Source organism: Roseomonas chloroacetimidivorans (assembly GCF_049629625.1).
Classification (GTDB): domain Bacteria; phylum Pseudomonadota; class Alphaproteobacteria; order Acetobacterales; family Acetobacteraceae; genus Roseomonas; species Roseomonas chloroacetimidivorans.
Genome location: NZ_JBNBZS010000011.1, coordinates 204,830 through 230,177 on the forward strand (window position 1 = coordinate 204,830; position 25,348 = coordinate 230,177).

At 69.2% G+C, this 25,348-nt stretch carries 28 protein-coding genes, 1 tRNA gene and 1 other RNA gene; 12 read left to right on the forward strand and 18 right to left on the reverse strand.

Features of this window, described 5'->3' with window-relative positions; all coding sequences use genetic code 11:
* Positions 1 to 24: 24 nt before the first annotated feature.
* Positions 25 to 1,212 (reverse strand): GTP cyclohydrolase II, encoded by a 1,188-nt coding sequence (gene ribA / locus ACO1BU_RS10775; protein WP_424135941.1) that lies wholly within the window; start codon positions 1,210 to 1,212, stop codon positions 25 to 27.
* 297 nt (positions 1,213 to 1,509) lie between these two features.
* Here ribA and ACO1BU_RS10780 point away from each other — a divergent pair, with 297 nt between their 5' ends.
* Complete coding sequence (locus ACO1BU_RS10780) at positions 1,510 to 2,226, forward strand: response regulator transcription factor (protein ID WP_424135942.1); 717 nt, start codon at positions 1,510 to 1,512, stop codon at positions 2,224 to 2,226.
* Between the two features lie 31 nt (positions 2,227 to 2,257).
* On the opposite strand, the gene ACO1BU_RS10785 is transcribed toward ACO1BU_RS10780, so the two are convergent.
* The 6 genes from ACO1BU_RS10785 to ACO1BU_RS10810 form a co-directional block, all read right to left on the reverse strand.
* The gene (locus ACO1BU_RS10785) at positions 2,258 to 2,521 is read right to left on the reverse strand and encodes a hypothetical protein (RefSeq protein ID WP_424135943.1); all 264 of its coding nucleotides are present in this window, start codon (positions 2,519 to 2,521) and stop codon (positions 2,258 to 2,260) included.
* A 117-nt stretch (positions 2,522 to 2,638) separates the two neighbouring features.
* Positions 2,639 to 3,250, reverse strand: a complete 612-nt coding sequence (locus tag ACO1BU_RS10790; RefSeq protein WP_424135944.1) for a malonic semialdehyde reductase — start codon at positions 3,248 to 3,250, stop codon at positions 2,639 to 2,641.
* Positions 3,251 to 3,347: 97 nt separating this feature from the next.
* The gene (locus ACO1BU_RS10795) at positions 3,348 to 3,911 is read right to left on the reverse strand and encodes a NifU family protein (RefSeq protein ID WP_424135945.1); all 564 of its coding nucleotides are present in this window, start codon (positions 3,909 to 3,911) and stop codon (positions 3,348 to 3,350) included.
* A 122-nt stretch (positions 3,912 to 4,033) separates the two neighbouring features.
* Positions 4,034 to 4,501: a universal stress protein gene (locus ACO1BU_RS10800; RefSeq protein ID WP_424135946.1), complete on the reverse strand. Its 468-nt coding sequence runs from the start codon at positions 4,499 to 4,501 to the stop codon at positions 4,034 to 4,036.
* A gap of 31 nt (positions 4,502 to 4,532) precedes the next feature.
* Positions 4,533 to 5,330 (reverse strand): TIGR02186 family protein, encoded by a 798-nt coding sequence (locus tag ACO1BU_RS10805; RefSeq protein WP_424135947.1) that lies wholly within the window; start codon positions 5,328 to 5,330, stop codon positions 4,533 to 4,535.
* Positions 5,327 to 6,235, reverse strand: coding sequence for a sulfite exporter TauE/SafE family protein (locus tag ACO1BU_RS10810; RefSeq protein ID WP_424135948.1), 909 nt, complete (start codon positions 6,233 to 6,235; stop codon positions 5,327 to 5,329). Before ACO1BU_RS10810 ends, ACO1BU_RS10805 begins: the two co-directional genes overlap by 4 nt.
* Before the next feature lie 266 nt (positions 6,236 to 6,501).
* Between ACO1BU_RS10810 and ACO1BU_RS10815 the strand changes: the two genes are divergently transcribed.
* The 5 genes from ACO1BU_RS10815 to ACO1BU_RS10835 all read left to right on the forward strand — a co-directional run bounded on the left by ACO1BU_RS10815 (position 6,502) and on the right by ACO1BU_RS10835 (position 11,016).
* A complete protein-coding gene (locus tag ACO1BU_RS10815) occupies positions 6,502 to 8,109 on the forward strand; it encodes a bifunctional metallophosphatase/5'-nucleotidase (protein WP_424135949.1) in 1,608 nt (535 codons plus the stop codon).
* 79 nt (positions 8,110 to 8,188) lie between these two features.
* Positions 8,189 to 8,578: a histidine triad nucleotide-binding protein gene (locus tag ACO1BU_RS10820; RefSeq protein ID WP_424135950.1), complete on the forward strand. Its 390-nt coding sequence runs from the start codon at positions 8,189 to 8,191 to the stop codon at positions 8,576 to 8,578.
* A complete protein-coding gene (locus tag ACO1BU_RS10825) occupies positions 8,578 to 9,414 on the forward strand; it encodes a SirB1 family protein (RefSeq protein WP_424135951.1) in 837 nt (278 codons plus the stop codon). The genes ACO1BU_RS10820 and ACO1BU_RS10825 overlap by 1 nt, the downstream gene beginning before the upstream one ends.
* Positions 9,415 to 9,475: 61 nt before the next feature.
* Entirely contained in the window at positions 9,476 to 10,255 is a 780-nt protein-coding gene (gene hisF / locus ACO1BU_RS10830; RefSeq protein WP_424135952.1) for an imidazole glycerol phosphate synthase subunit HisF, read from the forward strand.
* Positions 10,256 to 10,311: 56 nt separating this feature from the next.
* The gene (locus ACO1BU_RS10835) at positions 10,312 to 11,016 is read left to right on the forward strand and encodes a phosphoribosyl-ATP diphosphatase (protein WP_424135953.1); all 705 of its coding nucleotides are present in this window, start codon (positions 10,312 to 10,314) and stop codon (positions 11,014 to 11,016) included.
* A gap of 253 nt (positions 11,017 to 11,269) precedes the next feature.
* On the opposite strand, the gene ACO1BU_RS10840 is transcribed toward ACO1BU_RS10835, so the two are convergent.
* The 5 genes from ACO1BU_RS10840 to nudC all read right to left on the reverse strand — a co-directional run bounded on the left by ACO1BU_RS10840 (position 11,270) and on the right by nudC (position 16,996).
* Positions 11,270 to 12,559 (reverse strand): serine hydrolase domain-containing protein, encoded by a 1,290-nt coding sequence (locus tag ACO1BU_RS10840; protein WP_424135954.1) that lies wholly within the window; start codon positions 12,557 to 12,559, stop codon positions 11,270 to 11,272.
* A 163-nt stretch (positions 12,560 to 12,722) separates the two neighbouring features.
* Entirely contained in the window at positions 12,723 to 14,318 is a 1,596-nt protein-coding gene (locus ACO1BU_RS10845) for an ABC transporter substrate-binding protein (RefSeq protein ID WP_424135955.1), read from the reverse strand.
* Positions 14,315 to 15,661, reverse strand: coding sequence for a CapA family protein (locus ACO1BU_RS10850; protein WP_424135956.1), 1,347 nt, complete (start codon positions 15,659 to 15,661; stop codon positions 14,315 to 14,317). Before ACO1BU_RS10850 ends, ACO1BU_RS10845 begins: the two co-directional genes overlap by 4 nt.
* Positions 15,662 to 15,767: 106 nt before the next feature.
* Positions 15,768 to 16,058 carry a hypothetical protein gene (locus ACO1BU_RS10855; RefSeq protein ID WP_424135957.1) on the reverse strand — a complete coding sequence of 97 codons (291 nt, stop codon included), beginning with the start codon at positions 16,056 to 16,058 and terminating at the stop codon, positions 15,768 to 15,770.
* Complete coding sequence (gene nudC / locus ACO1BU_RS10860) at positions 16,055 to 16,996, reverse strand: NAD(+) diphosphatase (protein WP_424135958.1); 942 nt, start codon at positions 16,994 to 16,996, stop codon at positions 16,055 to 16,057. The genes ACO1BU_RS10855 and nudC overlap by 4 nt, the downstream gene beginning before the upstream one ends.
* 126 nt (positions 16,997 to 17,122) lie before the next feature.
* Between nudC and ffs the strand changes: the two genes are divergently transcribed.
* From ffs to ACO1BU_RS10885, 5 genes are all read left to right on the forward strand, one after another.
* Positions 17,123 to 17,217: signal recognition particle sRNA small type (gene ffs, locus ACO1BU_RS10865), an RNA gene on the forward strand.
* Positions 17,218 to 17,304: 87 nt separating this feature from the next.
* Positions 17,305 to 19,344, forward strand: a complete 2,040-nt coding sequence (locus ACO1BU_RS10870) for a DNA polymerase III subunit gamma/tau (protein WP_424135959.1) — start codon at positions 17,305 to 17,307, stop codon at positions 19,342 to 19,344.
* Between the two features lie 50 nt (positions 19,345 to 19,394).
* Complete coding sequence (locus ACO1BU_RS10875; protein WP_424135960.1) at positions 19,395 to 19,736, forward strand: YbaB/EbfC family nucleoid-associated protein; 342 nt, start codon at positions 19,395 to 19,397, stop codon at positions 19,734 to 19,736.
* 34 nt (positions 19,737 to 19,770) lie between these two features.
* Positions 19,771 to 20,403 carry a recombination mediator RecR gene (gene recR, locus ACO1BU_RS10880; protein ID WP_424135973.1) on the forward strand — a complete coding sequence of 211 codons (633 nt, stop codon included), beginning with the start codon at positions 19,771 to 19,773 and terminating at the stop codon, positions 20,401 to 20,403.
* A 111-nt stretch (positions 20,404 to 20,514) separates the two neighbouring features.
* Positions 20,515 to 20,796 carry a PilZ domain-containing protein gene (locus tag ACO1BU_RS10885; protein ID WP_424135961.1) on the forward strand — a complete coding sequence of 94 codons (282 nt, stop codon included), beginning with the start codon at positions 20,515 to 20,517 and terminating at the stop codon, positions 20,794 to 20,796.
* A 143-nt stretch (positions 20,797 to 20,939) separates the two neighbouring features.
* On the opposite strand, the gene ACO1BU_RS10890 is transcribed toward ACO1BU_RS10885, so the two are convergent.
* The 6 genes from ACO1BU_RS10890 to ACO1BU_RS10915 all read right to left on the reverse strand — a co-directional run bounded on the left by ACO1BU_RS10890 (position 20,940) and on the right by ACO1BU_RS10915 (position 25,040).
* On the reverse strand, positions 20,940 to 22,178 hold the full coding sequence (locus ACO1BU_RS10890) for a NupC/NupG family nucleoside CNT transporter (protein WP_424135962.1): 1,239 nt from the start codon (positions 22,176 to 22,178) through the stop codon (positions 20,940 to 20,942).
* Positions 22,175 to 22,567: a gamma-butyrobetaine hydroxylase family protein gene (locus ACO1BU_RS10895; RefSeq protein ID WP_424135963.1), complete on the reverse strand. Its 393-nt coding sequence runs from the start codon at positions 22,565 to 22,567 to the stop codon at positions 22,175 to 22,177. The genes ACO1BU_RS10890 and ACO1BU_RS10895 overlap by 4 nt, the downstream gene beginning before the upstream one ends.
* Before the next feature lies 1 nt (position 22,568).
* A complete protein-coding gene (locus tag ACO1BU_RS10900) occupies positions 22,569 to 22,775 on the reverse strand; it encodes a Trm112 family protein (RefSeq protein ID WP_424135964.1) in 207 nt (68 codons plus the stop codon).
* An 11-nt stretch (positions 22,776 to 22,786) separates the two neighbouring features.
* Positions 22,787 to 23,449 (reverse strand): LON peptidase substrate-binding domain-containing protein, encoded by a 663-nt coding sequence (locus ACO1BU_RS10905; protein ID WP_424135965.1) that lies wholly within the window; start codon positions 23,447 to 23,449, stop codon positions 22,787 to 22,789.
* Positions 23,450 to 23,537: 88 nt separating this feature from the next.
* Complete coding sequence (locus tag ACO1BU_RS10910) at positions 23,538 to 24,464, reverse strand: tetratricopeptide repeat protein (protein WP_424135966.1); 927 nt, start codon at positions 24,462 to 24,464, stop codon at positions 23,538 to 23,540.
* A 66-nt stretch (positions 24,465 to 24,530) separates the two neighbouring features.
* On the reverse strand, positions 24,531 to 25,040 hold the full coding sequence (locus ACO1BU_RS10915; RefSeq protein ID WP_424135967.1) for a prolyl-tRNA synthetase associated domain-containing protein: 510 nt from the start codon (positions 25,038 to 25,040) through the stop codon (positions 24,531 to 24,533).
* A 78-nt stretch (positions 25,041 to 25,118) separates the two neighbouring features.
* On the opposite strand from ACO1BU_RS10915, the gene ACO1BU_RS10920 reads away from it, so the two are divergent.
* Positions 25,119 to 25,193, forward strand: a tRNA-Gly gene (locus ACO1BU_RS10920).
* The last annotated feature ends 155 nt before the right edge of the window (positions 25,194 to 25,348 follow it).

Consider the following 25,348-nt stretch of genomic DNA (forward strand, 5'->3'; position numbering starts at 1 on the left):
CCGCAAGGGGCCCGGCGCGGCTTCCTACCCCAGCAGATGGCCGAAGCGCGCCTTCTTCGTCGCGAGATAGGCGTCGTTCACGCCATTGGCGGCGAAGAGAAGGGAGACGCGGCCCTCCACCTGCACGCCGCAGGCCGCGAGGCCGGCCAACTTGTCCGGGTTGTTCGTCAGCAGCCGCACGCGGGAGATGCCTAGTTCTTCCAGCATTGTCGCAGCCAGGCGGAAGTCCCGCTCATCAGCCCCGTAGCCGAGCGCACGGTTGGCATCGAGCGTATCCAGCCCCTGATCCTGCAGCGTATAGGCGCGCAGCTTGTTCACAAGGCCGATCCCCCGCCCCTCCTGCGCAAGGTAGAGCAGCACCCCACCGCTTTCCTCCGCCGCCATGCGGGCAATGGCACCGCGAAGCTGCGGGCCGCAGTCGCAGCGCAGGGATCCCAGCAGGTCGCCGGTGAAGCATTCCGAATGGATACGGCAGAGTGGCGCCTTCGTGCCGGACGACTCGGGCTTCCCGACCAGGATGGCCAGATGCTCGATCCCGCCATCGGCGGCGCGGAAGGCGGCGATCCGGGCCTCCTGCGCATCCTCCAGCGGTACCTGCGCCTCGGACACGCGCACGAGGCTGGTGGCGGCGGCGGTGGGATAGGCGAGCACCTCCGCCAACTCGACGGAAAGCAGGCCGATTCGCGCGGCGACGGGCTGCGAAGCCGGGGCAGCAACGAGGGCCGGCAGGAGACGCCCGATCTTGGCCAGGGCGATGGCGGCCGGCGGCAGCGCCTGGGCGAAGCCGGGCGCGGGCATGATCTGCGGCGTTTCCGGCAGGATCTGCTCGGCAACCGGATCGGCCAGACGGCGGAGCGAATCGGGATCGAGCAGGGCGGGTCCGAGACGAAGCGCCACCGGCACCTCATCCGTCGCCGAGGTCGGCACCGGGCGGGACAGCACCGCGGCGGCGCGCGGGGCGGAGAGGAGCAGCACCGGCGCGCCCAACGCGACCTGGCCCAGTTCCGCCAATCCGCGGGCCCCTACGGTTTCGGCTGCAGCCAGGACGAGCGCTTCGCCGCCGCCGACCAACACGACAGGCGTGCCCCGCCGCAGGTCGGAGACGGCCCGGTGGACCGCGCGCATCCCGGCCGGGCGGGGATCAGCGGCCGGACCAGTTCCAGCCCGGACGGAGGTGACCACCGAACAGGCGCCCATCGAAGCTTCGGCCATTCCGTTTCCTGCTCACGCGCCCGTCCCCCTGGGCCATTCCGGCCCGGACGGTCACCGGCCTTACATACCGTTATCGGCTGATAAGGCACCCGGCTGAATACCCGTCCAATATGGGATCACCATTGCGACAAAAAGGGGGCGCATGACTGGATCCCACGTGTCAGCCGACAATAGCCCCACGAAAAAGAGAGCTAAGCCTTGCCGGATCGAGGCGGTTGGCCCCATATCCGCACTTCACAGCTCCGGGATCAGGCCATTCAATGGCCAGACCCGGCGAGGCCTTCAACGGGAGGGTGCATGTCGGACCCGCGTCCGATCCTGATCGTGGACGACGATTCGGCGCTGCGCGCCACCCTGTCCGAGCAGCTTGCGGTGGACGGGGAGTTCGCGCCGCGCGAAGCCGCCAGCATGGCGGAGGCTGGCCAGATCCTTCTGGCCGATGGCGCGCGTTTCGACGCCGTGCTGCTCGATATCGGGCTGCCGGACGGCGATGGGCGTGACCTGTGCGCCGAACTCCGGCGCAACGGCATCAAGGTGCCCATCATCATGCTGACCGGCGCGGATGCCGAGCAGGATGTGGTGCGGGGCCTCGATTCGGGCGCCAATGACTACATCGCCAAGCCGTTCCGGATCATGGAGCTGATCGCGCGGTTGCGCGCGCAGCTCCGCGTCTTCGATAATTCCGAGGACGCGGTCTTCGTGATCGGCCCCTATACGTTCCGCCCCTCAGCCAAGATGCTGCAGGACACCGGGCGCAACCGCCGGATTCGTCTGACGGAGAAGGAATGCTCGATCCTGAAGTTCCTGTACCGGGCCGGTGGCCGGCCGGTGGGACGGCAGGTGCTGCTGAACGAGGTCTGGGGCTATAACGCCGCCGTCACGACGCACACGCTGGAGACGCATATCTACCGCCTCCGGCAGAAGATCGAGCCGGATCCGGCCTCGGCTTCGCTGCTGCTGACCGAAGGGGGCGGTTACCGCCTGGACCCGCTGGCGGGGCGCGCGGCGGCCTGACGGCCGCCCTGCCAGAATAAATTCCGGCGCGCTAGCGCGCCGGGATATCTTCCGTAACGCGCATGGTCGAGGGCTCCACGACCACGGCGCGCGCGGGGCCCTCGGGCGTGCGGCGCGCGGCTTCCACGATAATCCGATCGCCCTCAGCCGGAATGTCGATATTGCCCCAGACGGTGTAACCGGCGCTGCGCAGCGCCGCCTCGATCCGGCCCAGTTCTTCGGGTGCCGGAACACGCGCGAATGCCGGCAGAGCCCCAATTGCCAGAAGAGCGGGAATCAGAAGCGGGCGGACCACGGCAAACCCCCTGTGACGTCAGGGAGTCGGAACGGAAGGTGGGGCACGCGGTTGCGGCCTCCCGCCTGGCCCTGCCCCGGAAGGAATCCGGGAGGCGATGCCTCCCGGGCCCAAGCCTCACGCCAGGATGGCGGCTTCTTCGAAGGAAAGGCGCGGCAGGCGGCCGAAGGTCTTGGAGTGGTCGCCATAGCCGAGATTGATCAGCATCGTGGACTTCCACCCGCTCTCAGCCAGGAACAGCTCATCCACCTTCTTTGCATCGAAGCCGGCCATCGGCCCGGCATCGAGGCCCAGGGCGCGGGCGGCGTAAATGAGATAGGCAGCCTGAAGCGTGCTGTTCAGGAAGGCACTGCGCTCGGCGAAGGCCGCATTGCCGGTGAACCAGGCCTTGGCGTCGGCATGGGGAAAGAGGCGCGGCAGGTGCTCGAAGAACTGCGGGTCATAGGCGACGATGGCCGTGACCGGCGCGGTCCGCGTCTTCTCCTGATTGCCGGAGGAGACGGTGGTCAGCAGCTTCTCCTTACCCTCGGCGCTGCGGACGAAGACGAAGCGGCCGGGGCTCTGGTTCGCGCTGGTCGGGCCGAGGGCGACGAGGCTGTAGAGCTCGCGGATCGTCTCCTCGGTAACCGGACGGTCCTGCCAGGCATTCGCCGTGCGGGCCTGGCGGAAGAGCCGGTCCAGCGACGCGTCGTCCAGGCGAGAAGCGGGGGAAACGTTCGTATCAGGCATGATGGGATGATCTCCTCAGGCCGATGATCGCCCCCCCGGCGCCGCGCGTCCATCGCACGGCGCCTCATCACCGCCATGGAGGCGGTGAATAAGGACCTCAGGCCTCGACCTGCTCCACCGCGACAACTTCGGGCACGTAGTGGCGGAGCATGTTCTCCACCCCGTGCTTCAGCGTGGCGCGGGAGGAGGGGCAGCCGGAGCAGGCGCCCTGCATGTGAAGCTTCACAATGCCATCCCGGAAGCCGCGGAAGACGATGTCGCCGCCATCCCCGGCCACGGCCGGGCGCACGCGGGTGTCCAGCAGTTCCTTGATCTGGGCCACCACCTCGGCATCGGCGGGGTCCACATCCTCCTCCGCATCCTCAGTCTCTTCCCCGGCCATCACCGGGCGGCCGGCCATGAAATGCTCCATGATGGCGCCCAGCACCTGGGGGCGGAGCTCCTGCCAGTCGGCCTCGTTGGTCTTGGTGATCGTGACGAAGTCGGCGCCGAGGAAGACGCGGGCCACGCCGTCCAGCTCGAACAGCCGGGTGGCCAGGGGCGAGCGGAGGGCAACCTCGGCCGAGGTGAAGTCGGCCGTACCGCCGCTGCCCAGCACGTCCTGGCCGGGAAGGAATTTGAGGGTCGCGGGGTTGGGCGTCGCCTCGGTCTCGATAAACATCCGGGAATTCCCCTCTGGGGGCGGCACCCGCCGCCAACTCATGCCGGATGTGGGGCAGGCAGGGGGCGGGCGCAACCTTGCGCGGCGCGGGTGTGGGCTGCGGGGGCGACAGGCCCCCTTCCTCAGGTCACCCGGTCCAGCTCCGCATCAGTCATTCCGCCGGGCACCACCGTCATCGGGCAGCGCAGCTGGCCCGCCTGGCGGCCCGCCAGGGCGCTGATCAGAGGGCCAGGCCCGCCGCCCTCTGTTGCCGTCGCCAGCACCAGGATGGAGATACGTGGATCCTCGGCCAGAACAGCCAGGATCTGCTCCACCGGATCGCCCTCCCGGATCAAAAGAAGGGGCAGGCCACCGGTGATCTCCTGCACCTGGGCGGCCAGGGCGGACAGGAGCTGCTCGGCCTCCTGCCGCCGTTCCTCCTGCATCAGCGCGCCGACGCCGGCCCATTCTGTCAGCTCAGGCGGCTCGGTAATGCGCAGCAGGGCGACACGGCCGCCGGATTTGCGCACACGCAGGCAGGCATAGCGCAGCGCGACAGCCCGCTCCGGGCTGTCATCGACCACCACGAGGAAGACGCGGTCCTGCGGCATCGGGCCTCTCCTGGGGCGCGGGGGCGCCCGTTCAGCGCCGGAATATGACAGAGCCCATCCAACCCGCCAGCGCCGCGAGCGTGATGCAGGTCAGGCCGTAGAGGAAGGGCTGGTTGCGGGACACGTTCGCGATGCGCGCGGTGGTGCCCACCCGGTCCACCCTGAAAGAGAGTTCCTGCCGCGCGATGATGCGGTTGGCGCGCACCAGCAGAACCTGCACCACATAGTCCCCCGTGGCGATGGTGGAGGGTAGCGGGAGGCGGGCGTGGAAGAGGCGGCCGCCCGAGACCTCGAGTGGGCTCTCCTCCTCGTTCCACTGGTCGGAGCTACGCTTGAGGTCGACCAGGGCGGTGCGGAAGGCCGGGTCGCGCGGGCCCGGCAGGCGGGCGGCGAGCATGTCCAGGCCCAGGCGCCGTTCCCGCCGTGCCGGCTCATCCAGCAGCCCGGCCACCGGGGCCGTGGCGGTGACGGCGTAGTAGTTCGGCACCTCCCGGAAATGGGCAGCGGGGCCGTTCACCCAGATGCCCAGGCGCTTGACGCGCCGGCGCACCACCACGTCCCGCGGAGGGCCGAGGCCGACCACGATGACGTTGTCCCCGGCTGGGCCGAGCAGCCGGTCGGTGGCGCCAAAGACGAGGAGGTCGGCACCCGTGAAGGCCGTGTCCACGGCAATGCGGGTCTGGGCCAGTTCGGCGGCCAGGGCTGGCCCGACCGGCGTGGGACTGGCCTGCGCCGCACCGGGCGCAGCATCCCGCTGCGCCCAGGCCAGGGGAGCAGGAAGCGAGCCCAGCAGAAGGGCCGCCAATATCGCAACGCGCAGTCGCCTCACGTCGCCGGGCCTAGGAAGTAAAGGCTGCCGGGCGTCTGCAACAGGTCCCAGAGCAGCCGCGCCGCGACGGAAAGCACGAGAAGACCGAGCAGCGCCCGGGTCTCCTCCCCACGCAGCTTCGTGCCCATGGCCGCGCCGAACTGTGCGCCGGCAACACCGCCCGCCAGCAGCAGCAAGGTCAGGACGATGTCGACCGAGCCGGTCTGCAAGGCCTGGAGCAGGGTGACGTTGGCGCTGACGAAGGTGACCTGGAACAGGCTGGTGCCGATCGTCGTCGTGGTCGGCATGCCCAGCACATAGATCATCGCCGGCACAAGCATGAAGCCGCCACCCACGCCCATGATGGCCGAGAGGACGCCGATCCCGAAGCCAACGAGCATGGGCGGAATGACGGAGATGTAGAGACGCGACTTGCGGAAGCGCATCTTGAAGGGCAGGCCATGCAGCCAGGAATGCTGATGCGTGCGCGCCGGCAGGGCATTGCGCCGCCGCATGATTGCGCGGACGCTCTCCCGCACCATCAGCGCGCCGACCGTGCCGAGCACGACGACGTAGAAGAGCGAGACGGCGAGATCGACCTGGCCGAGCCGCCGCAGCAGGACGAAGAGCTGCGTGCCCGCGAAGGAGCCGAGCAGGCCGGCGACCAGCAGCACCGCCCCCATCCGCACATCGACATTGCCGCGCCGCCACTGGGCGATAAGGCCGGAGACGGAGGCGCCGAGGGTCTGATTCGCGCCCGAGGCCACGGCCACCGGGGCGGGGATGCCAATCAGGATGAGGAGCGGCGTGAGCAGGAAGCCGCCGCCCACGCCGAACAGGCCGGAGAGCCAACCCACGCCGAGGCCAATGGCCAGCAATAGGAGGGAATCCACCGACATCTCGGCGATCGGCAGGTAAACCGGCATGCGTTCGCCGCTCCTCCCCCGGAAGGGGGGCGCGCAAAATCCGCGCGGGCCGCGCGCGGGCGGGCCGTACCCGGGGCCGCCGGGCACGGCGCACGATTCGGCGCCCCTCCGGAAAGAAGGGCGCGGGCCGTTTGGACCCGCATCCTTTGTCACGCAAGGGCCATTCCGGCCGATGGTGCGGCGGCGCTAAACCATCCATCACCGCGGCACGGCCTCGGCCCCCTCCCGGGGCGCGGATGTCGTCTTGCCCGGAGAAAAGGGCATCCATGCGGCACGCCTCCGCCTCTCCTCGCCTTTCTCGCCGGAACCTGCTGCGCGCGGCGGCCGCGCTGCCCCTGGCCACCCCCGCGCTACGGCCTGCCCTGGCGGCAGATGGCGCAAGAATCGCGCTGATCCACCTGAACGACTTCCATTCGAAGCACGAGGGCGTGGCCGAGGGTGGTTCGGTATGCCGGGCGGACCGCCCATGCCTGGGCGGCTCGGCGCGGCTGGCAGGCGCGATCCGGGAGGCGCGAGCAGCGGCGCTGGCCGAGGGTCGCGCGCCCTTCCTGCTGGATGCCGGCGACCAGTTCATGGGCAGCCTGTACTACACTTATCACCGCGGCCTGGCGGAGGCGGCGGTGCAGCGCGCGGTCGGCACCATGGCCATGGCGCTGGGCAACCACGAATTCGACAACGGGCCGGAGAACCTGGCGCGCTACGCGGCGGCGGTGCCCTTCCCGCTGCTCTCCGCCAATCTCGACACGCGGGCGGAACCACTGCTGCGGAACCGGGTGACGGGCACCGCCATCCTGGAATCCGCGGGTGCGCGAATCGGGGTCGTGGGACTGACCACGCCGGATACCGCCACCTCCTCCTCGCCAGGCCCGAACTTGCGCTTCACCGACCCGATGGAGGCGGCTGAGCGTGGCGCCTTCGAATTGCGGCGGCAGGGCGTGGGCACGGTGGTCGCGCTGTCGCATCTCGGCCTGCCAGCGGATCGGCGCCTTGCCGCCGAAGTGGAGGGGATCGACGCCATTGTCGGCGGGCATTCGCATCTGCTGCTGGCCAATGGGCTGCCGGGCGCGGTGGGTCCGTCGCCCCTCCTGATCGCCGGGAAGGGCTGGGATGTGCGGATCGTCACGGTGGCGTGCCACGGCCGCTATCTCGGCCGGCTGGACCTGGATCTCTCGCCCGACGGGCGGGTGGCGGCGCATGGCGGCACGGTGCGTCCGATCGGGCCGGATGTGGCGGAGGACCCGGCGGTGGCGGCGGTGGTGGCCGAATATGCCGCGCCGATCGGCGAGTTGCGCGGCCGCCCGGTGGGGATGGCGGAGGGGCCCTTCCCCGATGTCCCCTGCCGCACGGGCGAATGCGCCCTGGGCAGCCTGGTGGCAGAGGCCGCGCTGGCGCGGGTGCCGAATGCGGAGATCGCCATCGTGAATGGCGGCGGGCTACGTGCCCCCCTGCCCGCGGGCAGGCTGACCTATGGCGACGTGCTGGCCGTGCTGCCCTTCAACAACACGCTGGCGACCCTGACGATCCGGGGCGGCGCGATCCGCGCGGCGCTGGAGAACGGGCTGTCGCGCCTGCCCGAGCCAGCCGGGCGCTTTCCCCAGGTGGCAGGGCTGCGATTCACCTTCGACATCGCGGCGCCTCCCGGGCACCGGCTAGGAGAGGTACGGACGGCGGATGGACCGCTGGACCCGGAGCGCGCCTATCGCGTGGTGACGAACAACTTCATGCGGGCTGGCGGCGACGGCTATGCCGTGCTGCGCGACATGGCGCTGGAGGCCTATGACGACGGCCCTTCGCTGGACGAGGTGGTGGCCGACCACATCACCGCCCGCGGGCGGGTGGCGCCCGCACTGGATGGGCGGATCACGCGACGCTGAGACGGGACACCGCTCCGGGGGCCTTGCGCCCCGCCCGGCAGCGCAGCAGGAAGGGAGGAACATCGCGCGAGGAGCCACAATGCCCCCCGTTTCCGGCCTGCCGCCTTATGACGAGAACAACATCTTCGCGAAGATCCTGCGCGGCGAGATCCCGAGCCGGCGCGTCTACGAGGATGAATACGCCGTTGCCTTCCACGACATCGCGCCGCAGGCGCCGGTGCATGTGCTGGTGATTCCGCGCGGCCCCTATGTGTCGCTGGCGGATTTCACAGCCAAGGCGACGGATGCGGAGATCGGTGGCTTCTGGCGCGCGGTGGGCAAGGTCGCGCGCGACCTGGGGCTGGAGAGCAGCGGCTATCGCGCCCTGGCCAATATGGGGCCGAATAGTGGGCAGGAGGTGCCGCACCTGCATGTCCATCTTTTCGGCGGAAGGCCGCTGGGCCGCATGATCCAGGGTACTGAGGGCTGATGGGGAACGGCGCCGCCGAGGCGCGGGCAGCGATCGAGGCCGCCAGCCGCCTGCCGGATGACGAGTTGGACCTGGCCGCGGTCGCGCTGCAATTCGCCCGCATTGATGCGCCTGAGGCCGATTGGCGCGCGGCGGCGGAGCGCATTTCCGAGCTGGTACGCGCCGTGCTTTCGGTGGATCCCCCGTCCAGCGCGGAGGGGCGGCGCGCCCTGCTGGCCCAGGTCATCCATGAGGAGGGCGGCTATTTCGGCGATGCCGAGACCTATGACGACCTGCGCAATGCGAACCTGATCCGGGTGACGGAGCGGCGGAGGGGCCTGCCCGTCGCAATCGGGCTGCTCTGGCTGCATGTGGCGGAGGCAGCCGGCTGGCGGGCGCGCGGGCTCGACTTTCCCGGGCATTTCCTGATCGCGCTGGATGGGGCAGCGAAGGGTGCCTCGCTGGTGGTGGACCCCTTCAATGGCGGCGCCGCCCTGCCCGCGCCGGCCTTGCGTATGCTGATCAAGCAGGTTGAGGGGCCGGAGGCGGAACTGCGCCCAGGCATGCTGGCGCCGATGAGCCGCCGCGCCGTGCTGCTGCGGCTGCAGACCAATATCCGCCTGCGGCGGCTGCAGGACAACGATCTGGAGGGCGCGCTGACCTGCACCGCCGACATGCTGCGCCTGGCCCCCGACGCCGCCCCGTTGTGGCGGGAGGCGGCGGTGATGAATGCGCGCCTCGGGCGGTTGGGGGCGGCGATCGAGGACATGGAGCGCTTCCTGGAGCTCGTGCCCACTGGCGAGGCGGCGGCACGCGGGCGCGACATGATCGAGGAGTGGCGGGCGCGACTTCATTGAGGCGCTTGACCAGCCCTGACTTCAGGCGCAATCGGCCTCTGTCATATTTGGAAGGTTCCACATGTTGGCGCTCCGGGTCATTCCTTGCCTCGACGTGAAGGACGGACGCGTCGTGAAGGGCGTCAACTTCGTCTCGCTGCGTGATGCCGGCGATCCGGTGGAGCAGGCACGCGCCTATGACCGGGAGGGGGCGGACGAGATCACCTTCCTCGATATCGGCGCCACGCATGAGAATCGCGGCACCATGCTCGACGTGGTGTCGCGTACGGCGGCCGAGGTGTTCATCCCGCTGACCGTGGGTGGCGGGGTGCGCAGCGTGGAGGACATGCGGGCGCTGCTGCTGGCCGGGGCCGACAAGGTGTCCGTGAATTCGGCGGCGCTGGCCGATCCGGACCTGGTGCGGCGGGGGGCGGAGGCCTTCGGCAGCCAGGCCATCGTGGTGGCGGTGGATGCCCGCCGCGTGACGCCGGGCCGCTGGGAAATCTTCACCCATGGCGGACGGCGTGCAACAGGCGTGGACGCGGTGGAATGGGCGCGGCGGGTGGAATCCCTGGGTGCCGGAGAGATCCTGCTGACTTCCATGGACCGGGACGGCACCGGCGAGGGCTTCGACCTGGAGCTGCTGCGCGCGGTGCGGGGGGCGGTGCGACTGCCCATCGTCGCGTCAGGCGGCGTGGGCAAGCTTGAACATTTTGTGGAAGGCGCAATGGCGGGCGCGACCGGCCTGCTGGCGGCCAGTGTCTTCCACTACGGTCAGTTCCGCATCGCTGAAGCGAAGGCGGCCCTGGCGAATGCCGGCCTGCCGGTGCGACCGGCGGCGGAATTGCGGGAGGCGGCGTGATGGGGAAGGCTGCAAAGCCCCGCAGGAAGAAGACGGCGATGGCGGAGGAGGCGACAATGCCCCCGAAGAAGGCCGCCAAGAGCAGGCGCAACCCGGCTCCGGCCATGCCGGATGCGGCCACCAAGGCGAAGCAGGCCGAGAGCCGGGCAAAAGCCTCGAAGGCAAAGGCCGAGAAGGCGAAAGCCGAGAGGGCGAAGGCAGCCAAGGAGAAGGTGAAGCTGCCGAAGCTGAAGCCCGCGAAGTGGAAGGAGGATCTCCGCATCCTGAATCCGCTGCCCGTGCCGAAGAAGCTGGCAGATGCGCCGGTTCCCGCGGACCTGAAGCCGCCGAAGCGCGTGCGCCGCGCCGAATCCCGCCATCTCGCACCACTTGATCCCGGGCAAGGCGAGCCGGTGCCGGCGGTGCTGGACCGGCTCTGGGCCACGGTCGAGGAGCGCCGGATCTCGGGGAATACCGAAACTTCGCACTCCGCACGGCTATTGGCGCGCGGCACGGCGAAGGTCGCGCAGAAGCTCGGTGAGGAGGCCGTGGAGGCGGTCATCGAGGCGATGACGGGTAACCGCACCGCCCTGATCGGGGAAAGCGCCGACCTGCTCTATCACCTGATCATCGTCTGGGTGGATGCTGGCATCCGGCCGGAGGAGATCTGGGCGGAGCTGGTGCGGCGCGAGGGCCTCAGCGGCATTGCGGAGAAGGCGTCGCGCCAGAAGCTTTCCCCGGCCGGGGTAATGAAGGCCGGGGAAACGACGAAACTGCCCTGATGGCCTGATCGAAGAGCCGATCTCGTCGAAGGTTCTCCAATGTTACAGCCTCTGCCCTGCGCTCGCGAGGCGCGGGCGGAGTATCCGTCGAAGGCAAGCCGATCCGCCCATCCAGCCGGGCGGCGTTGGACACGATGCCCTCAGCCGCACCGGCACAATTGGCGAATGCCGGGAACGAGGGCTGTCAGCACCGATCCGACCTCCATCCCGCCCTTCAGAGCGGGATGGAAACCACGGTGATCCGGCAGCAAGCTCACTCGGCGGCGTAAAATGCCTCCCGCACCGCGTTGGCGATCGGGCCAGAGCCGATGATGGCCGTCTGCGTCATGACAACCCCGACCACGCGGCTCGTCGGGTCCACCCAGAACTGCGTGCCATAGATGCCGCCCCAGCCATAGCTGCCGGCGGGCAGGCTGGTCTTGGCCGCGGCCGGGTCCGTCACCACGCCGAAGCCGAGGCTGAAGCCCCAGCCTGGCCCGCGTAGCGTGGGCCTGGTGCCTGTGGCGTTCGACACCATCTGCCGGACCGTCTCGGCGCGAAGCACCCGTGCTCCGTCGAGTTCACCCTCATTCAGGAGCATCTGCGCGAAACGCGCGTAATCCCCGAGCGTGCCGCTCATTCCCGCGCCGCCCGAATGATAGGCGGTCGGTGAGAAGGCACGATTGGGGTCGAGGGTGGCGGTGCCCCGGGTCGACGGATAGGGGACAGCCTCGGCCGTGGTCACCGCGACATAGCCCGTGCCGAGCGTGCCCGTGGGCTGCGCCGGGCGCGTCACGGGCACGAAGCGGGACCGCATCGTCTCCGGCGCATTGAAGACCCAGCTCTCGATCCGCAGCGGCTTTGCAATCCGCTCCGTCACGAAGGCACCGAGCGTGCCACCCGTCACCCGCTCGATCACCGCACCGAGCACATCGGTGGCGAGCGAGTACTCCCAACTCGTTCCGGGCTGATAGCCGAGCGGCGCCGAGGCCAGGCGCCGCATCGCCTCGGCGGTCGTGACCTCCGGCTGATCCAGCCCGTCGGTAACGCGGGCCTCACGATAGGCATCCACAACAACTGGGCGGTTGATGAAGGTGTAGGAGAACCCGGCCGTGTGGGTCATCAGCTCGCGGATCGTGGGCGGCCGGCTGGCCGGTGTCTCTGCACCATCTGCCCCGCGCACGCGGAGGTTCGAGAATTCGGCGAGATAGCGGCTGACCGGCTCATCAAGTCCGATCCGCCCTTCCTCGACAAGGATCATGGCGGCGACGGAGGTGACAGCCTTCGTCATGGACGCGTAGCGGAACATGTCCGTTTCGGCGATCGGCGCGGTGCCGCCCGCCTCTCGCGCGCCCATGCTGCGGCTGTATGCCGGGCGGCCATCCTGGAGGATCAGCACCGCAATGCCAGGGGTGCTGCGGCCTTCGACGAGCCCGCGAAGGGCCTCATCAATCTTCGTCGTGCGGGCCTCTGGCGTGCGGGCCAGCGCCGATGAAGCCGGGATACCGCCGAAGGCGAGCGCCCCGGCCCCAAACAGGCCGAACAAAAGCCGACGTGAGATCATTTATGTTTCCTCCCGCCGGGGTCTGTTTCGACTCCCGGTACAGCATTCGCCCGCAGGGACTTTCAGGCGTCAAGATTTCGATGCCGTTTCGCGCCACCTCCGCTGTGCAGACGGATCGCGGGCGCCGAAGGCGGTGCTTCCAGCCCTGCCGACCCTTTTTCCTTCAGCCCCGCCGCACGCCGTAGAACAGGGGCGCCCCAGGCGCGAAGCCGGAGAGGTCGGCCTTGTGCGCCGTCAGCGTCCGGTACTCGCCCAGGGGGATGTAGGGCACGTCCTGGAAGGCTTGGCGCTGCATCTCCACGCATATCGCGGCCTGGGCAGCCATGTCGGGCGCGGTGATCCAGTCCTGGCGCAGCTCCTCCAACCGCGGGCTGTCTGGCCAGCCGAACCAGGCCCGGGCGCCGTTGGCGCGCAGGCCGAGATGGCCGCCGGGATCGATCGTGTTGCCCAGGCCGGTGACGAAGATGCTCCAGCCGCCCTTGTCCAGCGGGCCGCGATTGGCGCGGCGGGTGCTGATCGTGCCCCAGTCGCCGCTCTGCACTTCCACATTCATGCCGACCTGCTTCAGCAGGTCCGCCGTGACCTCAGCGAGGCCCTTAAGGGAGGGATAGTCATCGGCCTGGAGCACCACCACCCTCTCCCCGGCATAGCCGGCGGCGATCAGGTCGCGCTTCACCTTGGCCAGGTCTCGCTTACTGGTCAGGACCTCCAGCCCGACCTTGCTGGCCATGGGCGAGTCCGAGGTGAAATAGCCGACGCCGATCTCCCAGGCCGCCGGGTCCGTGCCATAGGCGGCGGTCATGAAGTCTTCCTGGCTGACCGCGCCGAGCAAGGCGCGGCGGATGGCCGGCTTGTCGAAGGGCGGCTGCAGCCAGTTGAAGCGCATGATGGTGCCGAACAGATCCTCGGCGAGGCGGATACTGATTCCACGATTGCGCTTCAGCATCGGGGCGAGGTCGTTATTCGTGACCTCCAGCCAGTCCACCTCCCCTGCCATCAGTGCCGCGGCGGCGGTGGCCTGGTCGGGGATGATGGTCCATTCCACGCGGTCGAAATGCGCGATCTTCGGGCCTGCGGTGCGGCTGGCCGTACCGTCGGGCCGGGGAACATAACCCTCGAAGCGTGCATAGGCGGCGCGGGCGCCGGCCATGCGCTCATCGGCCAGGAAGCGATAGGGGCCGCTGCCGACCATCTCCGTGATCTGCTTCGTGGCCTCAGTGGCGGCGATGCGCTCGGGCATGATCGGGCAAACCGAGGCGGCGTTCTTGCCCAGGGCGGCATGCAGGTTGGGGAAAGGCTTCTTCAGGCGGAAGCGGATGGTGCGGTCGTCGGGGGCGGTGATCTCGTCGGCGCGGGCGATCACCTCCTGCCCGTACATGTCGCGGGAGCCCCAGCGCTTGATGCTGGCCACCGCGTCACGGCCTCGCACAGGCTCCCCATCATGGAATTTCAGTCCCTCGCGAAGCCTCATGGTCCAGAGCAGGCCGTCATTCTCGATGCTGTGCCCCTCGACCATCTGCGGATGCGGGCGGAACTTCGCATCCAGGCCGTAAAGGTAGTCGAAGACCATCGCGGAATGGTTCGTGGTGACCGAGGCGGTGGTGAAGATGGGATCCAGCACCGCGAGATCGGCCTGCGGCACGAATTTCAGCACGCGCGCAGCCTGGGCACTGGCGACGCGGGGGGCGGCCAGCGGGGCCGCCGCCAGGGCGGTGCCGGCGCCGAACAGGCTGCGGCGGGTGATTTTGGACGCGGTCATGCCAGTTCCTTCGAGGCCGCCGGAGCGGGCTTGCTGGTCAGGTCAAGGGTCGCATGGTCGCCCTGGATGGACAGGGCGGTGCCGAAGGGGGCCGAGAGTGCGGCGAACCGCTCCAGGATGCGCCGCCCCTCCTCGCCTCCGGCCAGGCGCGGACGGCCACGACGATGGCGGGCTTCGCCCAGGCCGAGGCTGACGGGGATGATCTCCATGCCGGTCAGGCGGCCATTCTCGAAGCTGCAGAAGGGCACCACCGTTTCCCAGTAGCGCCGGTCGGAGGGGAAGCCGCCCTCATCGTTCTTCGTGCGCTGGCGATAGACCATGCCGGGCGTCAGCGAAGGGTCGGCCCGGAAGCGCTCATAGGAATCGGCGGGCAGGCGCGGCACCAGTTCGTTTTGGCCGATGAAGTTACCGAGGGAATAGAAAATCGGTCGTCCCTGGTAGATCTCCATGCCGCGCAGCAGATGCGGGCCATGGCCGGCGACGAGATCGGCTCCCTCATCGATCATGCGGCGGGCGAAGACGGGCAGGAACTCGGCCGGGTCCTCCTTGGTCGCGCCCTGCTCATGGGCATGGACGCTGACGAGGACGATATCGGAGGAAAGCCGGGCCTCCCTCACCCAGCGGGCCATGCCGTCCATGTCCGCCGCTTTGGGGATCATGCGGAGGGCGACCTTGTCGGCCGCGCGGAAGTTCAGGGGGCCGAAGGGGAAAATTCCTTCCTCCGGCGGAAAGCCGAAGCCCAGTTTGACGATCATCTGGCGCTGGGCTTCCAGGCCCAGCCCCTCCGCCATCTCGCGCAGGGCGGCGAGATGGGCGGGCGTCACCTCATGCACCGTGTCGAAGCGCAGCGGGGCGAGCCCGGGGCGGCCAGGCATGTCCGGGCGCTGGGCGCTCGCCTCCTGCCCCTTCGCGAAGGTGGCGCTGCAGGAAAGCATCGCGACCGTGCCGTTGGGATGGGTGTGATAGGCGGGGCGGCGGGCATCCTCCAGGTTGCGGCCGATGCCGGCATAGTTCAGGCCGCGTGCCTCCAGCGCTTCCATCGTGTGGAGCAGGCCGGAAATGCCGTAATCCAGGCAGTGATTGGTGGCGGTGGCAAAGAGGCCAAACCCGGCCTCCACCAACTCGTCCAGTACCCAGGCAGGGGCGCCGAAATGGGATCCGCCGCTCTCAAGCGCCGCGTCGCCGCGATAATCATTGGCCAGGGTTTCGAGATTGGTGAAGGCGATATCCGCGCCCCGGATCAGGTCGAAAAGAGGGCTTAGGACAGGATCGCGGCGCGAAAGCAGGCGGCGCTGCAGGATGCTGTCCCCCGTGAGGGCGAGGCGAAGCGGAGATGCGGCCAAGGCATGGTCCCCCGATGGACGGGGGGAAGCCTGCACTTGTCATGCCATCAGGGCCAGCCTTTGATCGCGCTTCAGTCGTGGCGGCGCCCTGTCGGGCGGCGCCGCGCTACATCGGCGGGCGGACCGGCTCCACCCCGCCAGGCGCAGCAAGTCCCTTGGCGCGCATGCAGCGAAGATAGGCAGTGCGCTCGGCCATGCGGGCCTGGGCCAACACGCGCTCACGCTGGGTGGGATCCTGGATCTGAATACGCTCAAAAGCCTGATCCACCTGCGGGGCGTCCTGGGCCTCCTTGCGGCAGGCAGCTTCGGCGGCGTTGGTCGCGGGCGGCAGCGGATCCTTGGCAGCGCAGGCGGCCAGCCCCAGCAGAGCGATAAGGGCGGGGATGGCGCGGGTCATTCGGTCCATTCCAGCCAGTCCTCGATCAGGCGGCGGGCGATGGAGTCGACCCGCGGCAGGGAGAAGCCGGCGCGCTCGGGGTTGCGGATCTCGTCGCGGGTGAACCAGCGGGCGTCGCGCAGCTCGGCCGGATCGATGGTGATCTCGCGGCTCAGCGCCTCGGCATGGAAGCCGAGCATGATGGAGGCAGGAAAGGGCCAGGGCTGGGAGGAGTGGTAATGGGCGGCGCCGACCAGGATGCCGGTTTCCTCCTTCACCTCCCGGCGCACCGCCTCCTCCAGGCTCTCCCCGGGTTCCACGAAGCCGGCGAGGGTCGAGTACATCGTGCTGTTCGGAAAGCGGGTGGAATGGCCGAGCAGGCATTTGTCGCCATCCGCGTCCCGCGCCACCACCAGCATGATCACGGCGGGATCGGTGCGGGGAAAATGCTGGGCGTTGCAGTTGGTGCAGGCCATGGCGTTGCCAGCACTGCGTGGTTCGCAGACATGGCCGCAGACGCCGCAGAAGCGGTGCCGGACGCGCCAGTGCATCAACCCGCGGGCATGGGCGAGCATCGAGGCCTCGCCAGGGGGCAGGAGGCCGGCCACGGCGCGGAGGTCGTGGAAGGTTCCAAAGCCCTCGGGCAGGAGGGGGAGCGGGTCCTCGGCGGCGCTGCAATCCACGGCGAAAACGGGAGTACCGTCCCGCAGGCCGAGCAGGGCCCAGGGACCACCGGCCATCAGGACCGATTCGGCAGCCTCACGGGTCAGCAGCACGGCCTCGGGGGCGCCGGATTCGACGCCGCGCATGAGGCTCTTCGAGCGCCAGACGGGCGCGATCAGGCTTTCCTTGCTCGCCAGGGCAGCGGCCACGAATTCGGCATCGTCCCGCCGGTCCGAGACACGGTCGAGGGGGCTGCCTGTGTAGGCGTTGGGGCGACTGGCGGGGATGGACAGCATGAGGGTTGCGGAAGGTCGCACGAGGGCGGCGGCGGGACAACCGGCTGATGCCGTGGGGGGTGCCCTGCGCCCAATCGGGGGATGGGCGGTGGACTCTGAAGGCCCCTCCCCCCATATTCCGCCCCGGAAGGCCGGTCGCGGACGGGCGCCTCGTCGACCCGGTCAGGTCCGGAAGGAAGCAGCCGAGGCGGGTAACGCTTGGGTCGTGGCCGGTCTTCCACCTCGAAGGCTGATCGCTGAGGGGCGGCAGCTCTTCGGACACCTTCCCGATGCCTGGCGGCCCAGGCCGCACCCAGACCGCGGCCCGGATGACCAGCGACACCGACCTTTCCACAGAGCCGACCGACGAACTGCCCGAGCCCCCTCCGATGGAGGGACCGGGGCTGTTCGGCGATCCGTCCCCTCCCCCGGCCGCATCCGCGCCGGTGGCCGAGGCGCCGGCCCCGGAGCCTCTGGTGCCCGCGGCGCCTGCCGAGCCCTCCCAGCCCTACCGGGTGCTGGCGCGGAAGTACCGGCCGCAGAATTTCAATGACCTGATCGGGCAGGAGGCGCTGGTCCGCACCCTGCGGAATGCCTTCGCGCAGAACCGCGTGGCCCATGCCTTCATGCTGACCGGCGTGCGCGGCGTGGGAAAGACGACCACGGCCCGCATCATCGCCCGCGCGCTGAACTGCATCGGGCCGGACGGAAATGGCGGCCCCACGGCCGATCCCTGCGGCATCTGCCCGGAATGCCGGGCCATCCTGGCCGACCGTCATCCGGATGTGGTGGAGCTGGACGCGGCCTCGAACAACAGCGTCGACAATGTGCGCGAGATCCGGGAGGCCGTTCGCTTCCGGCCGAGCCAGGGGCGCTTCAAGGTCTATATCCTGGACGAGGTCCACATGCTCTCGGGGGCGGCGTTCAACGCGCTGCTCAAGACGCTGGAGGAACCGCCGCCGCAGGTGAAGTTCCTCTTCGCCACCACCGAGATCCGCAAGGTTCCCGCCACCATCCTTTCCCGCTGCCAGCGCTTCGACCTGAAGCGCGTGCCGCAGGAGGTGCTGCGCGCGCATTTCGCCCGCATTGCGGAGAAGGAAGGCGCGACGATCGAGCCGGAGGCGCTGGCGATGATCGCGCGCGCGGCCGATGGATCGGTGCGTGACGGGCTGTCGCTGCTGGATCAGGCGATCGCCATGCCGGAGGATGGCGGGCGTGTCTCGGCCGACCAGGTGCGGGACATGCTGGGGCTGGCCGACCGCGCCCTGGTGATGGACCTGATGGAAGCCGCCATGAAGGGCGACCTGCCCGCGGTGCTGCAGGCCATGGACCGCGCGCATGAGCGCGGCGCCGATCCCGGCGTGGTGCTGGCTGACATGGCCGAGCTGACCCATACGCTGACGCGCTTCCGCGCCGTGCCGGCGTTGCGGAGCGATCCTTCCATCCCCGAGACCGAGCGTGTGCGCGGCGGGGCGCTGGCGGAGACGCTGACCATCCCCGTGCTCAGCCGCGCCTGGCAGGTGCTGCTGAAGGGCATCAACGAGGTGGCGGAAAGCCCGGACCGGCGCGCAGCGGCGGAAATGGTGCTGATCCGGCTGGCGCATCTGGCGGACATGCCGACGCCAGGGGACATCGTGCGGCGGCTTTCGGGCGCGGCGCCGCCGCAAGGTGGGTCGGGCGCGGCTGCGCCATCCTCCGGGCCGTCAGGCGGCGGGGCGATGGCCCATGCGGTGTCCGGCACCTCGGTGGGCGGGGGGGCGCCGTCCGGTGGGCTGCGTGCCATCGCGGGCGGAGCGCCGGTACGGGCGGTTCCGCTTCCCGAGGAAGCCCCGGCCGTGCAGCCGGAGACGGAGGCCGCCCCGGCCCCGATGCCCACCACCTTCCGGGAGGTGGTGGCGCTCGCCTCGGGCCGAAAGCCATTCCTGCACGCCCATCTCGTGCACAGCGTTCATCTCGTGCGCTTCTCCGAGGGGCGGATCGAGCTGCGGACCCGCCCCGACGCGCCGCGCGATCTGGCGGGACAGCTCACTGCCCTGTTGCAGGAGGTGACGGGCTCGCGCTGGACCGTTTCCCTTTCCAATGCCGAGGGCGAGCCGACCCTGGCGGAGCAGCGCCGGGCGGCCGACGAGGCCCGGCTGGAGGTGGCGCGCAGCCATCCGCTGGTGCTGGCGGTGATGCAGGCCTTCCCCGGCGCGCAGATCCGGGAGGTGCGCGACGCCTCGCTGGACGCCTATGGCCTGCCGCCGCCGGATGTCGCCTCCGATGGCGAGCCGGTGGGCGAGGATGAGATGGGCTTCGCCTTGAGCGACGACGACGATCCCGGCTTCGCGCCACTGGATGCGGAGCCCGCGGGGATGGACAGGCCGTAGCGCTTGCGCCATCGCCCGCATCCCGAGACCCGAGCGCGAAGGAACGCCGCATGAAGAACCTGGGCAACATGCTGAAGCAGGCTCAGCAGATGCAGTCGAAGATGCAGGAGATGCAGGCGAAGCTGGAGGCCGCCACGATGGAGGGCCAGTCCGGCGCCGGCATGGTCCGTGTGACGCTTTCCGGCAAGGGTGACCTGAAGGGCATCGCGATCGACCCCTCTCTGATGGTGGCGGAGGAGCGCGAGGTGCTGGAGGACCTGATCATCGCGGCCCATGCCGACGCCAAGCAGAAGGTGGAGGCGATGATGGCCGAGGAGATGTCCAAGGCGACCGCGGGCCTGAACATCCCGGGCATGGGCGGCGGGCTGGGCGGCCTCAAGCTGCCGTTCTGATGCGGTTCGGGGGCGGCATCACCATATGAAACGGATGCCGTTCGATCCTTCTTTTGAGCGTTCTCCGCCGGTTCCGCCCAATGATCCGGTGGAGCAGCTTGTCGCCTTGTTGTCCCGCCTGCCGGGGCTGGGGCGGCGTTCCGCGCGCCGCGCCGCGCTGAAGATGCTGCAAGAGCCACAGCGGCTCATGCTGCCCCTGGCGCGTGCGCTGGATGCGGCTGCAGAGGCCGTGAAGCCCTGCCGGGCCTGCGGCAATCTCGACACCCAGGACCCCTGCAATGTCTGCCGCGACCCGCGGCGGGAGCGTGGGCTGGTCTGCGTGGTGGAGGGGGTGGCCGATCTCTGGGCGCTGGAGCGCGCGGGGGCGCATCGCGGGCTGTATCATGTGCTGGGCGGCACCTTATCGGCCCTGGGCGGTGTCGGACCTGAGGATCTGGCGATCCAGCCGCTGGTGGAGCGTATCGCGGCAGGCGGCGTGGAGGAGATCATCCTTGCCCTGCCCGCGACGGTGGAGGGGGCGACCACCGGGCATTACCTGGCGGACCGGCTGAAGCCGCTGGAGGTTCCCGTCACGCGGCTGGCACAGGGTGTGCCGATGGGCGGCGCACTGGACGTGCTGGATGACGGAACGCTGGCGGCGGCGCTGCGGGCACGGCGACCAGCCTGATGACGGGCTGCGTCATGTCGATTGCCGGTGGACGAGGCTGATCAGCAGCGCTCAATACCTGGACAGAATCTCTTTTTCTGCGTAACGGTCCCGCATCGACAGGAAGCAGAGATGGACCGTCGCCAGACTCCCCGACGCCGCATGATCAGGATGGGGCAGTTCCTGCTTGGCGGGGCGCGTCAGGATTGCGTAGTGCTGGACGTTTCCCAAAGCGGGGCCCGCGTTCATCTCGTCGCGCCAGGGGAGGCGCCGGAAGCCGTTTTTCTGCGCTTGCCTGACGGGGCGGTCCGAATGGCGCGCCGGCGCTGGCAACGCGATGAGGATGTCGGCTTCGAGTTTCTCGACGTGCCGGTGCCGGAAACCGCTTCGTATCCCCGGCCCCAGGCTTCCTGAGTGCAACGCCCTGGCGCCATGCCCGGGGATGCGAAGGTTGCTTCATCGACCCCCACGCGTAGGACGGCGCGGAGGGCATGCGGCGGGTGAAACCCATTATTGGGCCGGAGGATCTGGCGATCTGGGGCGTTTAGTACCCGCCTTTACGGCGAGAGCAGGCCGACTGTCGCACCCGTCATGCAGCAGGCGATGGTGGCGGCCAGCAGCGAGGGCAAGCCGAGGCGCACGATCTCGGCCCGCCGCTCCGGGCAGAGGGCGCCCATGCCGGACACCATGATCCCGACACTGGCAAAATTGGCGAAGCCGCAGAGCGCCCAGGAGAGAATGAGCTTCGTGCGCGCGGCGAGTTCCGTGCCGCCCGGCCCGGCCATGTCGAGATAGGCGACGAATTCGTTTACCACGCCGCGGACGCCGAGCAGCCGCGCGGCGGCGGTGGCGTCCTCGGGCGCGATGCCCATGGCGTAGGCCAGCGGCCAAAGGACGACGCCCGCGATGGCCTCCAGTGTCGTGCCCGTCAGCGGCGTGAGAATCATGTTCGCCAGCGCGACGAGCGACACGAAGACAATCAGCCCGGCCATGATGTTCAGCAGCAGGGAAAGGCCATCCGAGGTGCCGCGGGTCAGCGCGTCCATGCTGCTGTCATAGAGGCGCGGAGCGTCGATATCGGCGGATTCGGGGGCGGTCTCGCCGGGGATCATCAGGCGGGCGGCGAGGATGGCGGCGGGGGCACTGACAAGGCTGGCGGCCAGAAGCTGGCCCGCCGCATCGGGCACGGCATTCGCCAGCATGGCGGCATAAACGACCAGCATATTGCCGCTGATCGTCGCCAGACCTGCGGTCATCACCACCAGCAGTTCGGAGCGCGAGAGGCTGGCGAGCCAGGGGCGGATGAAGAGCGTGGCCTCCACCATCCCCGTGAAGACATTGGCCGCCACCGACACGCCGCAGGCGCCCGAAACGCCGAAGGCGGCGCGCAGGGCGCGGGACATCAGGCGGACCAGCGCCGGCAGCACGCGCCAGTGATAGAGCAAGGCGGAAAGGGCGCCGACCAACAGGACAATGGGCAGGGCCTGGAAAAACAGGACGAAGCTGCCGCCCGGGCGGGTTTCCGCAAAGGGCAGCGGGGCGCCGCCGAGATAACCGAAGACGAGGCTAGTGCCGGCCTGGGTTGCGCGGGCCAGAGCATCTACCGCCTTCCCCACCAGGGCGAAGCCGGCGCGCAGCGGCGGGATGTGCAGCAGGGCGGCACCCAGAGCGATCTGGAGGGCAAGGCCGGCGATCACCGCGCGCCAGGGAATGGGACGCCGGAAGCCGCCCACGGCCCAGGCCAGGAGCAGCAGCGCGATCAGGCCGAGGGCGGATTGGAGCTGGAGGGGGATCAACCCCTCCCCTTCCCGGCCTTGCCTCGCAGGTCGCGGGAAAGGCCCTGGGCGGCCAGCGCGGCCTCGTATTCCGGCCAGCGCGTGTCGTATTCCCGGCCCAGGCGGTACAGAGTTTCCCAGCTGTAGATGCCCGTGTCGTGCAGGTCGTCGAACAGGATGCGGATGGCGTAGTGGCCAACCGGCTCGACCGACATGATGCCGACCTCCCTCTTGCCGGAAACCAGGGTCTTCTGGCCGGGGCCATGGCCCTGCACCTCGGCGGAGGGGCTTTCGACGCGCAGATATTCGGCCGGCAGGCGGAAGCTGCTGCCGTCATCGAAACTCACATCCAGGCGGCGTTCCGCGCGGTTCAGGCGGATTTCCGTGGGCGTGGGAACCCGGTCAGCCATGTCAGTCCTTCAGGCGGCGGGCCTCGTCGGGCAGCATGATCGGGATGCCGTCACGGATCGGGTAGGCCAGGCCGGCGCCCTCGCTCACCAGTTCGCCGGCGGCGCGGTCATAGCGCAGCGGGCCCTTGGTGACGGGGCAGACGAGAATTTCCAGCAGGCGGGGATCGACGGCGGGGGCTTCGCCGGTCTGGGTCGGTGTCTGGCTCATCCTGATGGTCCTCAGCTCGGGCGGATGTCTTGGCCCGGTCCGGGCAGGCTGTCCATCCGCAGCATCGCCACAAGCATCGTGGCACGGGCGGTGGTGTCCGGCACCTCGAGCAGGGCCTGCTTCTCCGCCGGGTCAAAAGGACAGACCATGCCAAGAGTGGTGACGAGGGCGTGGTCATCCAGCCGCTCGATCGCCTCCCAGTTCGCCTCGATGCCCTTGGCCCGGAAATAGACGCGGAGGGCTTCCAGCAGGGTGCCACGGTCGAAGCTGGCCGGGGCAGGCGGACGGGCGAGATCGGCCGCGAAAGGCGTGTAGTCCGGTCGGACCCGGCGGTAACCGTTGCGGAGCGCCAGCTCCTCCGCGATGCGGAAGCGGATGGTGCCGGTCAGGGTAATCAGGAACCGGCCATCCTCCGTCTCGGCGAAGGAGGAGAGGCGGCCGAGGCAGCCGGTGCGGTAGAGGCCCGGCCCGGTCGGCCCGCCCGGAGCCATGGGATCCGGCTGGATCATGCCGAAGCTCCGGGTGTTCCCCAGGCTGGCCTCGACCATGGCGAGGTAGCGGGGTTCAAAGATGTTCAGGGGCAGGCGGCCGCCGGGCAGGAGAAGCGCGCCCTCCAGGGGAAAGACCGCGATCTCCGCCGGCAGGGTGTCGAGGCCGGTGGGGTGGAAGGGCATGGTCGGTCGGTTCCCGTCTGCCTGTGGGGAGGTGGAAACGCGCCGCCGGGGCGCGCTTTCCTGGGGCGACCGGGGCCGGTCCCGCGCCCTAGCTGAACAGCATCGAGGAGAGCTTGCGCCGCCCGGCCTTGGTCGCCGGATCCTCGAAGCCCCAGGCCTCGAAGAACTTCAGAAGCTGCTTGCGAGCGGCTTGGTCATTCCATTCCCGGTCGCGGCGGAAGGCTTCCAGCAGGGCGTCGGCTGCGGCGGCGCGATCCCCGGCGGCGTTCAGCGCAACGGCCAGGTCGATGCGGGCCTGGTGGTCGTTCGGATCGGCGGCGAGACGGGCCTCGTACTCCGCCAGCTTGCCGCGCGCCTCACGCCCGGCTTTGGCGAGTTCCAGCGCGCTGCGGATGGCGGCAATGTCGGCATGGCCCTGGATCTTAGGCGGAACATTCTCCAGCACCTGCTCGGCCTGCTCCTCCTCGCCGAGTTCCATCAGGGAACGGGCGGCGCCGGCGAAGGCAGCGGCATTCTCGGGCTCCTGCTGGATCAGGGCGCCGTAGAGCTGCAGGGCACCCTGATGATCGCCCTCCTCGGCGGCCTGCTTCGCCTCGGCCAGAAGGTCGGCGGAGGGCATTTGGCCGCCGGCCAGCTTCAGCAGGTTCTCGACGAACTTCTTCACCTCGCTCTCGGGCAGGGCGCCCTGGAAGAGATCGGCGATCTGGCCCTGCCAGAAGGCAGCGACGGTGGGCACGGACTGGAGCGGCAGGCCAAGCTGGGCAAGCTGCTGCACCAGGGCACGGTTCTGGTCGATGTCGATCTTGACCAGCCGCACCCGGCCGCCGGCGGCACGCGTCACCTTTTCCAGCGTGGGGGTGAGCTGCTTACAGGGGCCGCACCAGGTGGCCCAGAAATCCACCAGCACCGGCACCTCGCGGCTGGCCGCCACGACGTCCTGCATGAAGGTCTTCTGGTCGCCGTCCTTGATGATGTCGTCGGCGGGGGACGGGGTCTGGTCGAGAAGGGTGCTCATCGCTGCTTTTCCGGGAATCTGGCGGGTTCGGGTCTCGTTGCCCCCATAGATGCGCCGTACAGGCGCTCAGGCAAGCGGTTCGGTCAGGTCAATCGGCTCGGGGTGATGGCCCAGGGCTTCCAGAAAGCGGCGGAGATCGGCCGGGTGCAGGGCCGTGGTGGCGGTGTTGGTCAGGGGATGGACGTTCACCGGGCCGGAACCTTCCAGAAGGCGATGGTCCATGACCAGCCGGACACTGCCCGGTGGCGAGTTGACCAGGGCGAGCGGGGTGACGGAGCCTGGGTGGACGCCGAGATGGTCCCAGAGTTCCTGCTCGTTCGCCATCGAGAGCCGGCCCGCGCCGAGGCGGCGGGCCAGGGCGTTGATGGAGAGAGGGGTGTCCTCTTCCGCCACCACCAGCAGGAAGGGTTGCGGAGGCTTGGCGCGAAGGAAGAGATTCTTGACGTGAAGGCCGGGAAGGTCGCCGCGGAGCGTCTTGCTCTCGGCTACGGTGTGCAGGGGTGGGTGGTGACGCGTGACAGTCTGAATGCCCTGCGCTTCCAGGCGGGCAAGGAGGGATTCTGGGCTTTCCGGCATGGCGGTCTGATCGTTTCATCCTGGGGGGCTTGCAAGCCCCCGCGGGGCGTGACATACGGCCGTCACGCCAGACGGAGCGCGGGCGTAGCTCAGGGGTAGAGCACAACCTTGCCAAGGTTGGGGTCGAGGGTTCGAATCCCTTCGCCCGCTCCAATCTCTCTCAGGACAATTTGTCTCTGGTTAGGTTGGGATCGCGCTTCTCCGTGTGTTCCCGCGACATTATCAGCGTGCACCTTGATACTGCAAAGGTGGAACGAGCGCTGCTTTTTCACTCCGGAGAGCCATTTGTCTCCGAAGCTCGGGACTTG

Excerpts from the sequence above, each read along its gene's own strand:
- ACO1BU_RS10815 (WP_424135949.1), top strand. The coding sequence starts at position 6,502 with ATGCGGCACGCCTCCGCCTCTCCTCGCCTTTCTCGCCGGAACCTGCTG.
- ACO1BU_RS10840 (WP_424135954.1), bottom strand. The coding sequence starts at position 12,559 with ATGATCTCACGTCGGCTTTTGTTCGGCCTGTTTGGGGCCGGGGCGCTC.
- ACO1BU_RS10895 (WP_424135963.1), bottom strand. The coding sequence starts at position 22,567 with ATGGCTGACCGGGTTCCCACGCCCACGGAAATCCGCCTGAACCGCGCG.
- ACO1BU_RS10915 (WP_424135967.1), bottom strand. The coding sequence starts at position 25,040 with ATGCCGGAAAGCCCAGAATCCCTCCTTGCCCGCCTGGAAGCGCAGGGC.
- ACO1BU_RS10885 (WP_424135961.1), top strand. The coding sequence starts at position 20,515 with ATGGACCGTCGCCAGACTCCCCGACGCCGCATGATCAGGATGGGGCAG.
- ACO1BU_RS10810 (WP_424135948.1), bottom strand. The coding sequence starts at position 6,235 with ATGCCGGTTTACCTGCCGATCGCCGAGATGTCGGTGGATTCCCTCCTA.
- ACO1BU_RS10900 (WP_424135964.1), bottom strand. The coding sequence starts at position 22,775 with ATGAGCCAGACACCGACCCAGACCGGCGAAGCCCCCGCCGTCGATCCC.
- ACO1BU_RS10875 (WP_424135960.1), top strand. The coding sequence starts at position 19,395 with ATGAAGAACCTGGGCAACATGCTGAAGCAGGCTCAGCAGATGCAGTCG.
- ACO1BU_RS10790 (WP_424135944.1), bottom strand. The coding sequence starts at position 3,250 with ATGCCTGATACGAACGTTTCCCCCGCTTCTCGCCTGGACGACGCGTCG.
- nudC (WP_424135958.1), bottom strand. The coding sequence starts at position 16,996 with ATGCTGTCCATCCCCGCCAGTCGCCCCAACGCCTACACAGGCAGCCCC.
- ACO1BU_RS10910 (WP_424135966.1), bottom strand. The coding sequence starts at position 24,464 with ATGAGCACCCTTCTCGACCAGACCCCGTCCCCCGCCGACGACATCATC.
- ACO1BU_RS10870 (WP_424135959.1), top strand. The coding sequence starts at position 17,305 with ATGACCAGCGACACCGACCTTTCCACAGAGCCGACCGACGAACTGCCC.
- ACO1BU_RS10795 (WP_424135945.1), bottom strand. The coding sequence starts at position 3,911 with ATGTTTATCGAGACCGAGGCGACGCCCAACCCCGCGACCCTCAAATTC.
- ACO1BU_RS10780 (WP_424135942.1), top strand. The coding sequence starts at position 1,510 with ATGTCGGACCCGCGTCCGATCCTGATCGTGGACGACGATTCGGCGCTG.
- ACO1BU_RS10905 (WP_424135965.1), bottom strand. The coding sequence starts at position 23,449 with ATGCCCTTCCACCCCACCGGCCTCGACACCCTGCCGGCGGAGATCGCG.
- ACO1BU_RS10820 (WP_424135950.1), top strand. The coding sequence starts at position 8,189 with ATGCCCCCCGTTTCCGGCCTGCCGCCTTATGACGAGAACAACATCTTC.
- ACO1BU_RS10855 (WP_424135957.1), bottom strand. The coding sequence starts at position 16,058 with ATGACCCGCGCCATCCCCGCCCTTATCGCTCTGCTGGGGCTGGCCGCC.
- ACO1BU_RS10835 (WP_424135953.1), top strand. The coding sequence starts at position 10,312 with ATGCCCCCGAAGAAGGCCGCCAAGAGCAGGCGCAACCCGGCTCCGGCC.
- ribA (WP_424135941.1), bottom strand. The coding sequence starts at position 1,212 with ATGGCCGAAGCTTCGATGGGCGCCTGTTCGGTGGTCACCTCCGTCCGG.
- ACO1BU_RS10825 (WP_424135951.1), top strand. The coding sequence starts at position 8,578 with ATGGGGAACGGCGCCGCCGAGGCGCGGGCAGCGATCGAGGCCGCCAGC.
- ACO1BU_RS10800 (WP_424135946.1), bottom strand. The coding sequence starts at position 4,501 with ATGCCGCAGGACCGCGTCTTCCTCGTGGTGGTCGATGACAGCCCGGAG.
- hisF (WP_424135952.1), top strand. The coding sequence starts at position 9,476 with ATGTTGGCGCTCCGGGTCATTCCTTGCCTCGACGTGAAGGACGGACGC.
- ACO1BU_RS10845 (WP_424135955.1), bottom strand. The coding sequence starts at position 14,318 with ATGACCGCGTCCAAAATCACCCGCCGCAGCCTGTTCGGCGCCGGCACC.
- recR (WP_424135973.1), top strand. The coding sequence starts at position 19,771 with ATGCCGTTCGATCCTTCTTTTGAGCGTTCTCCGCCGGTTCCGCCCAAT.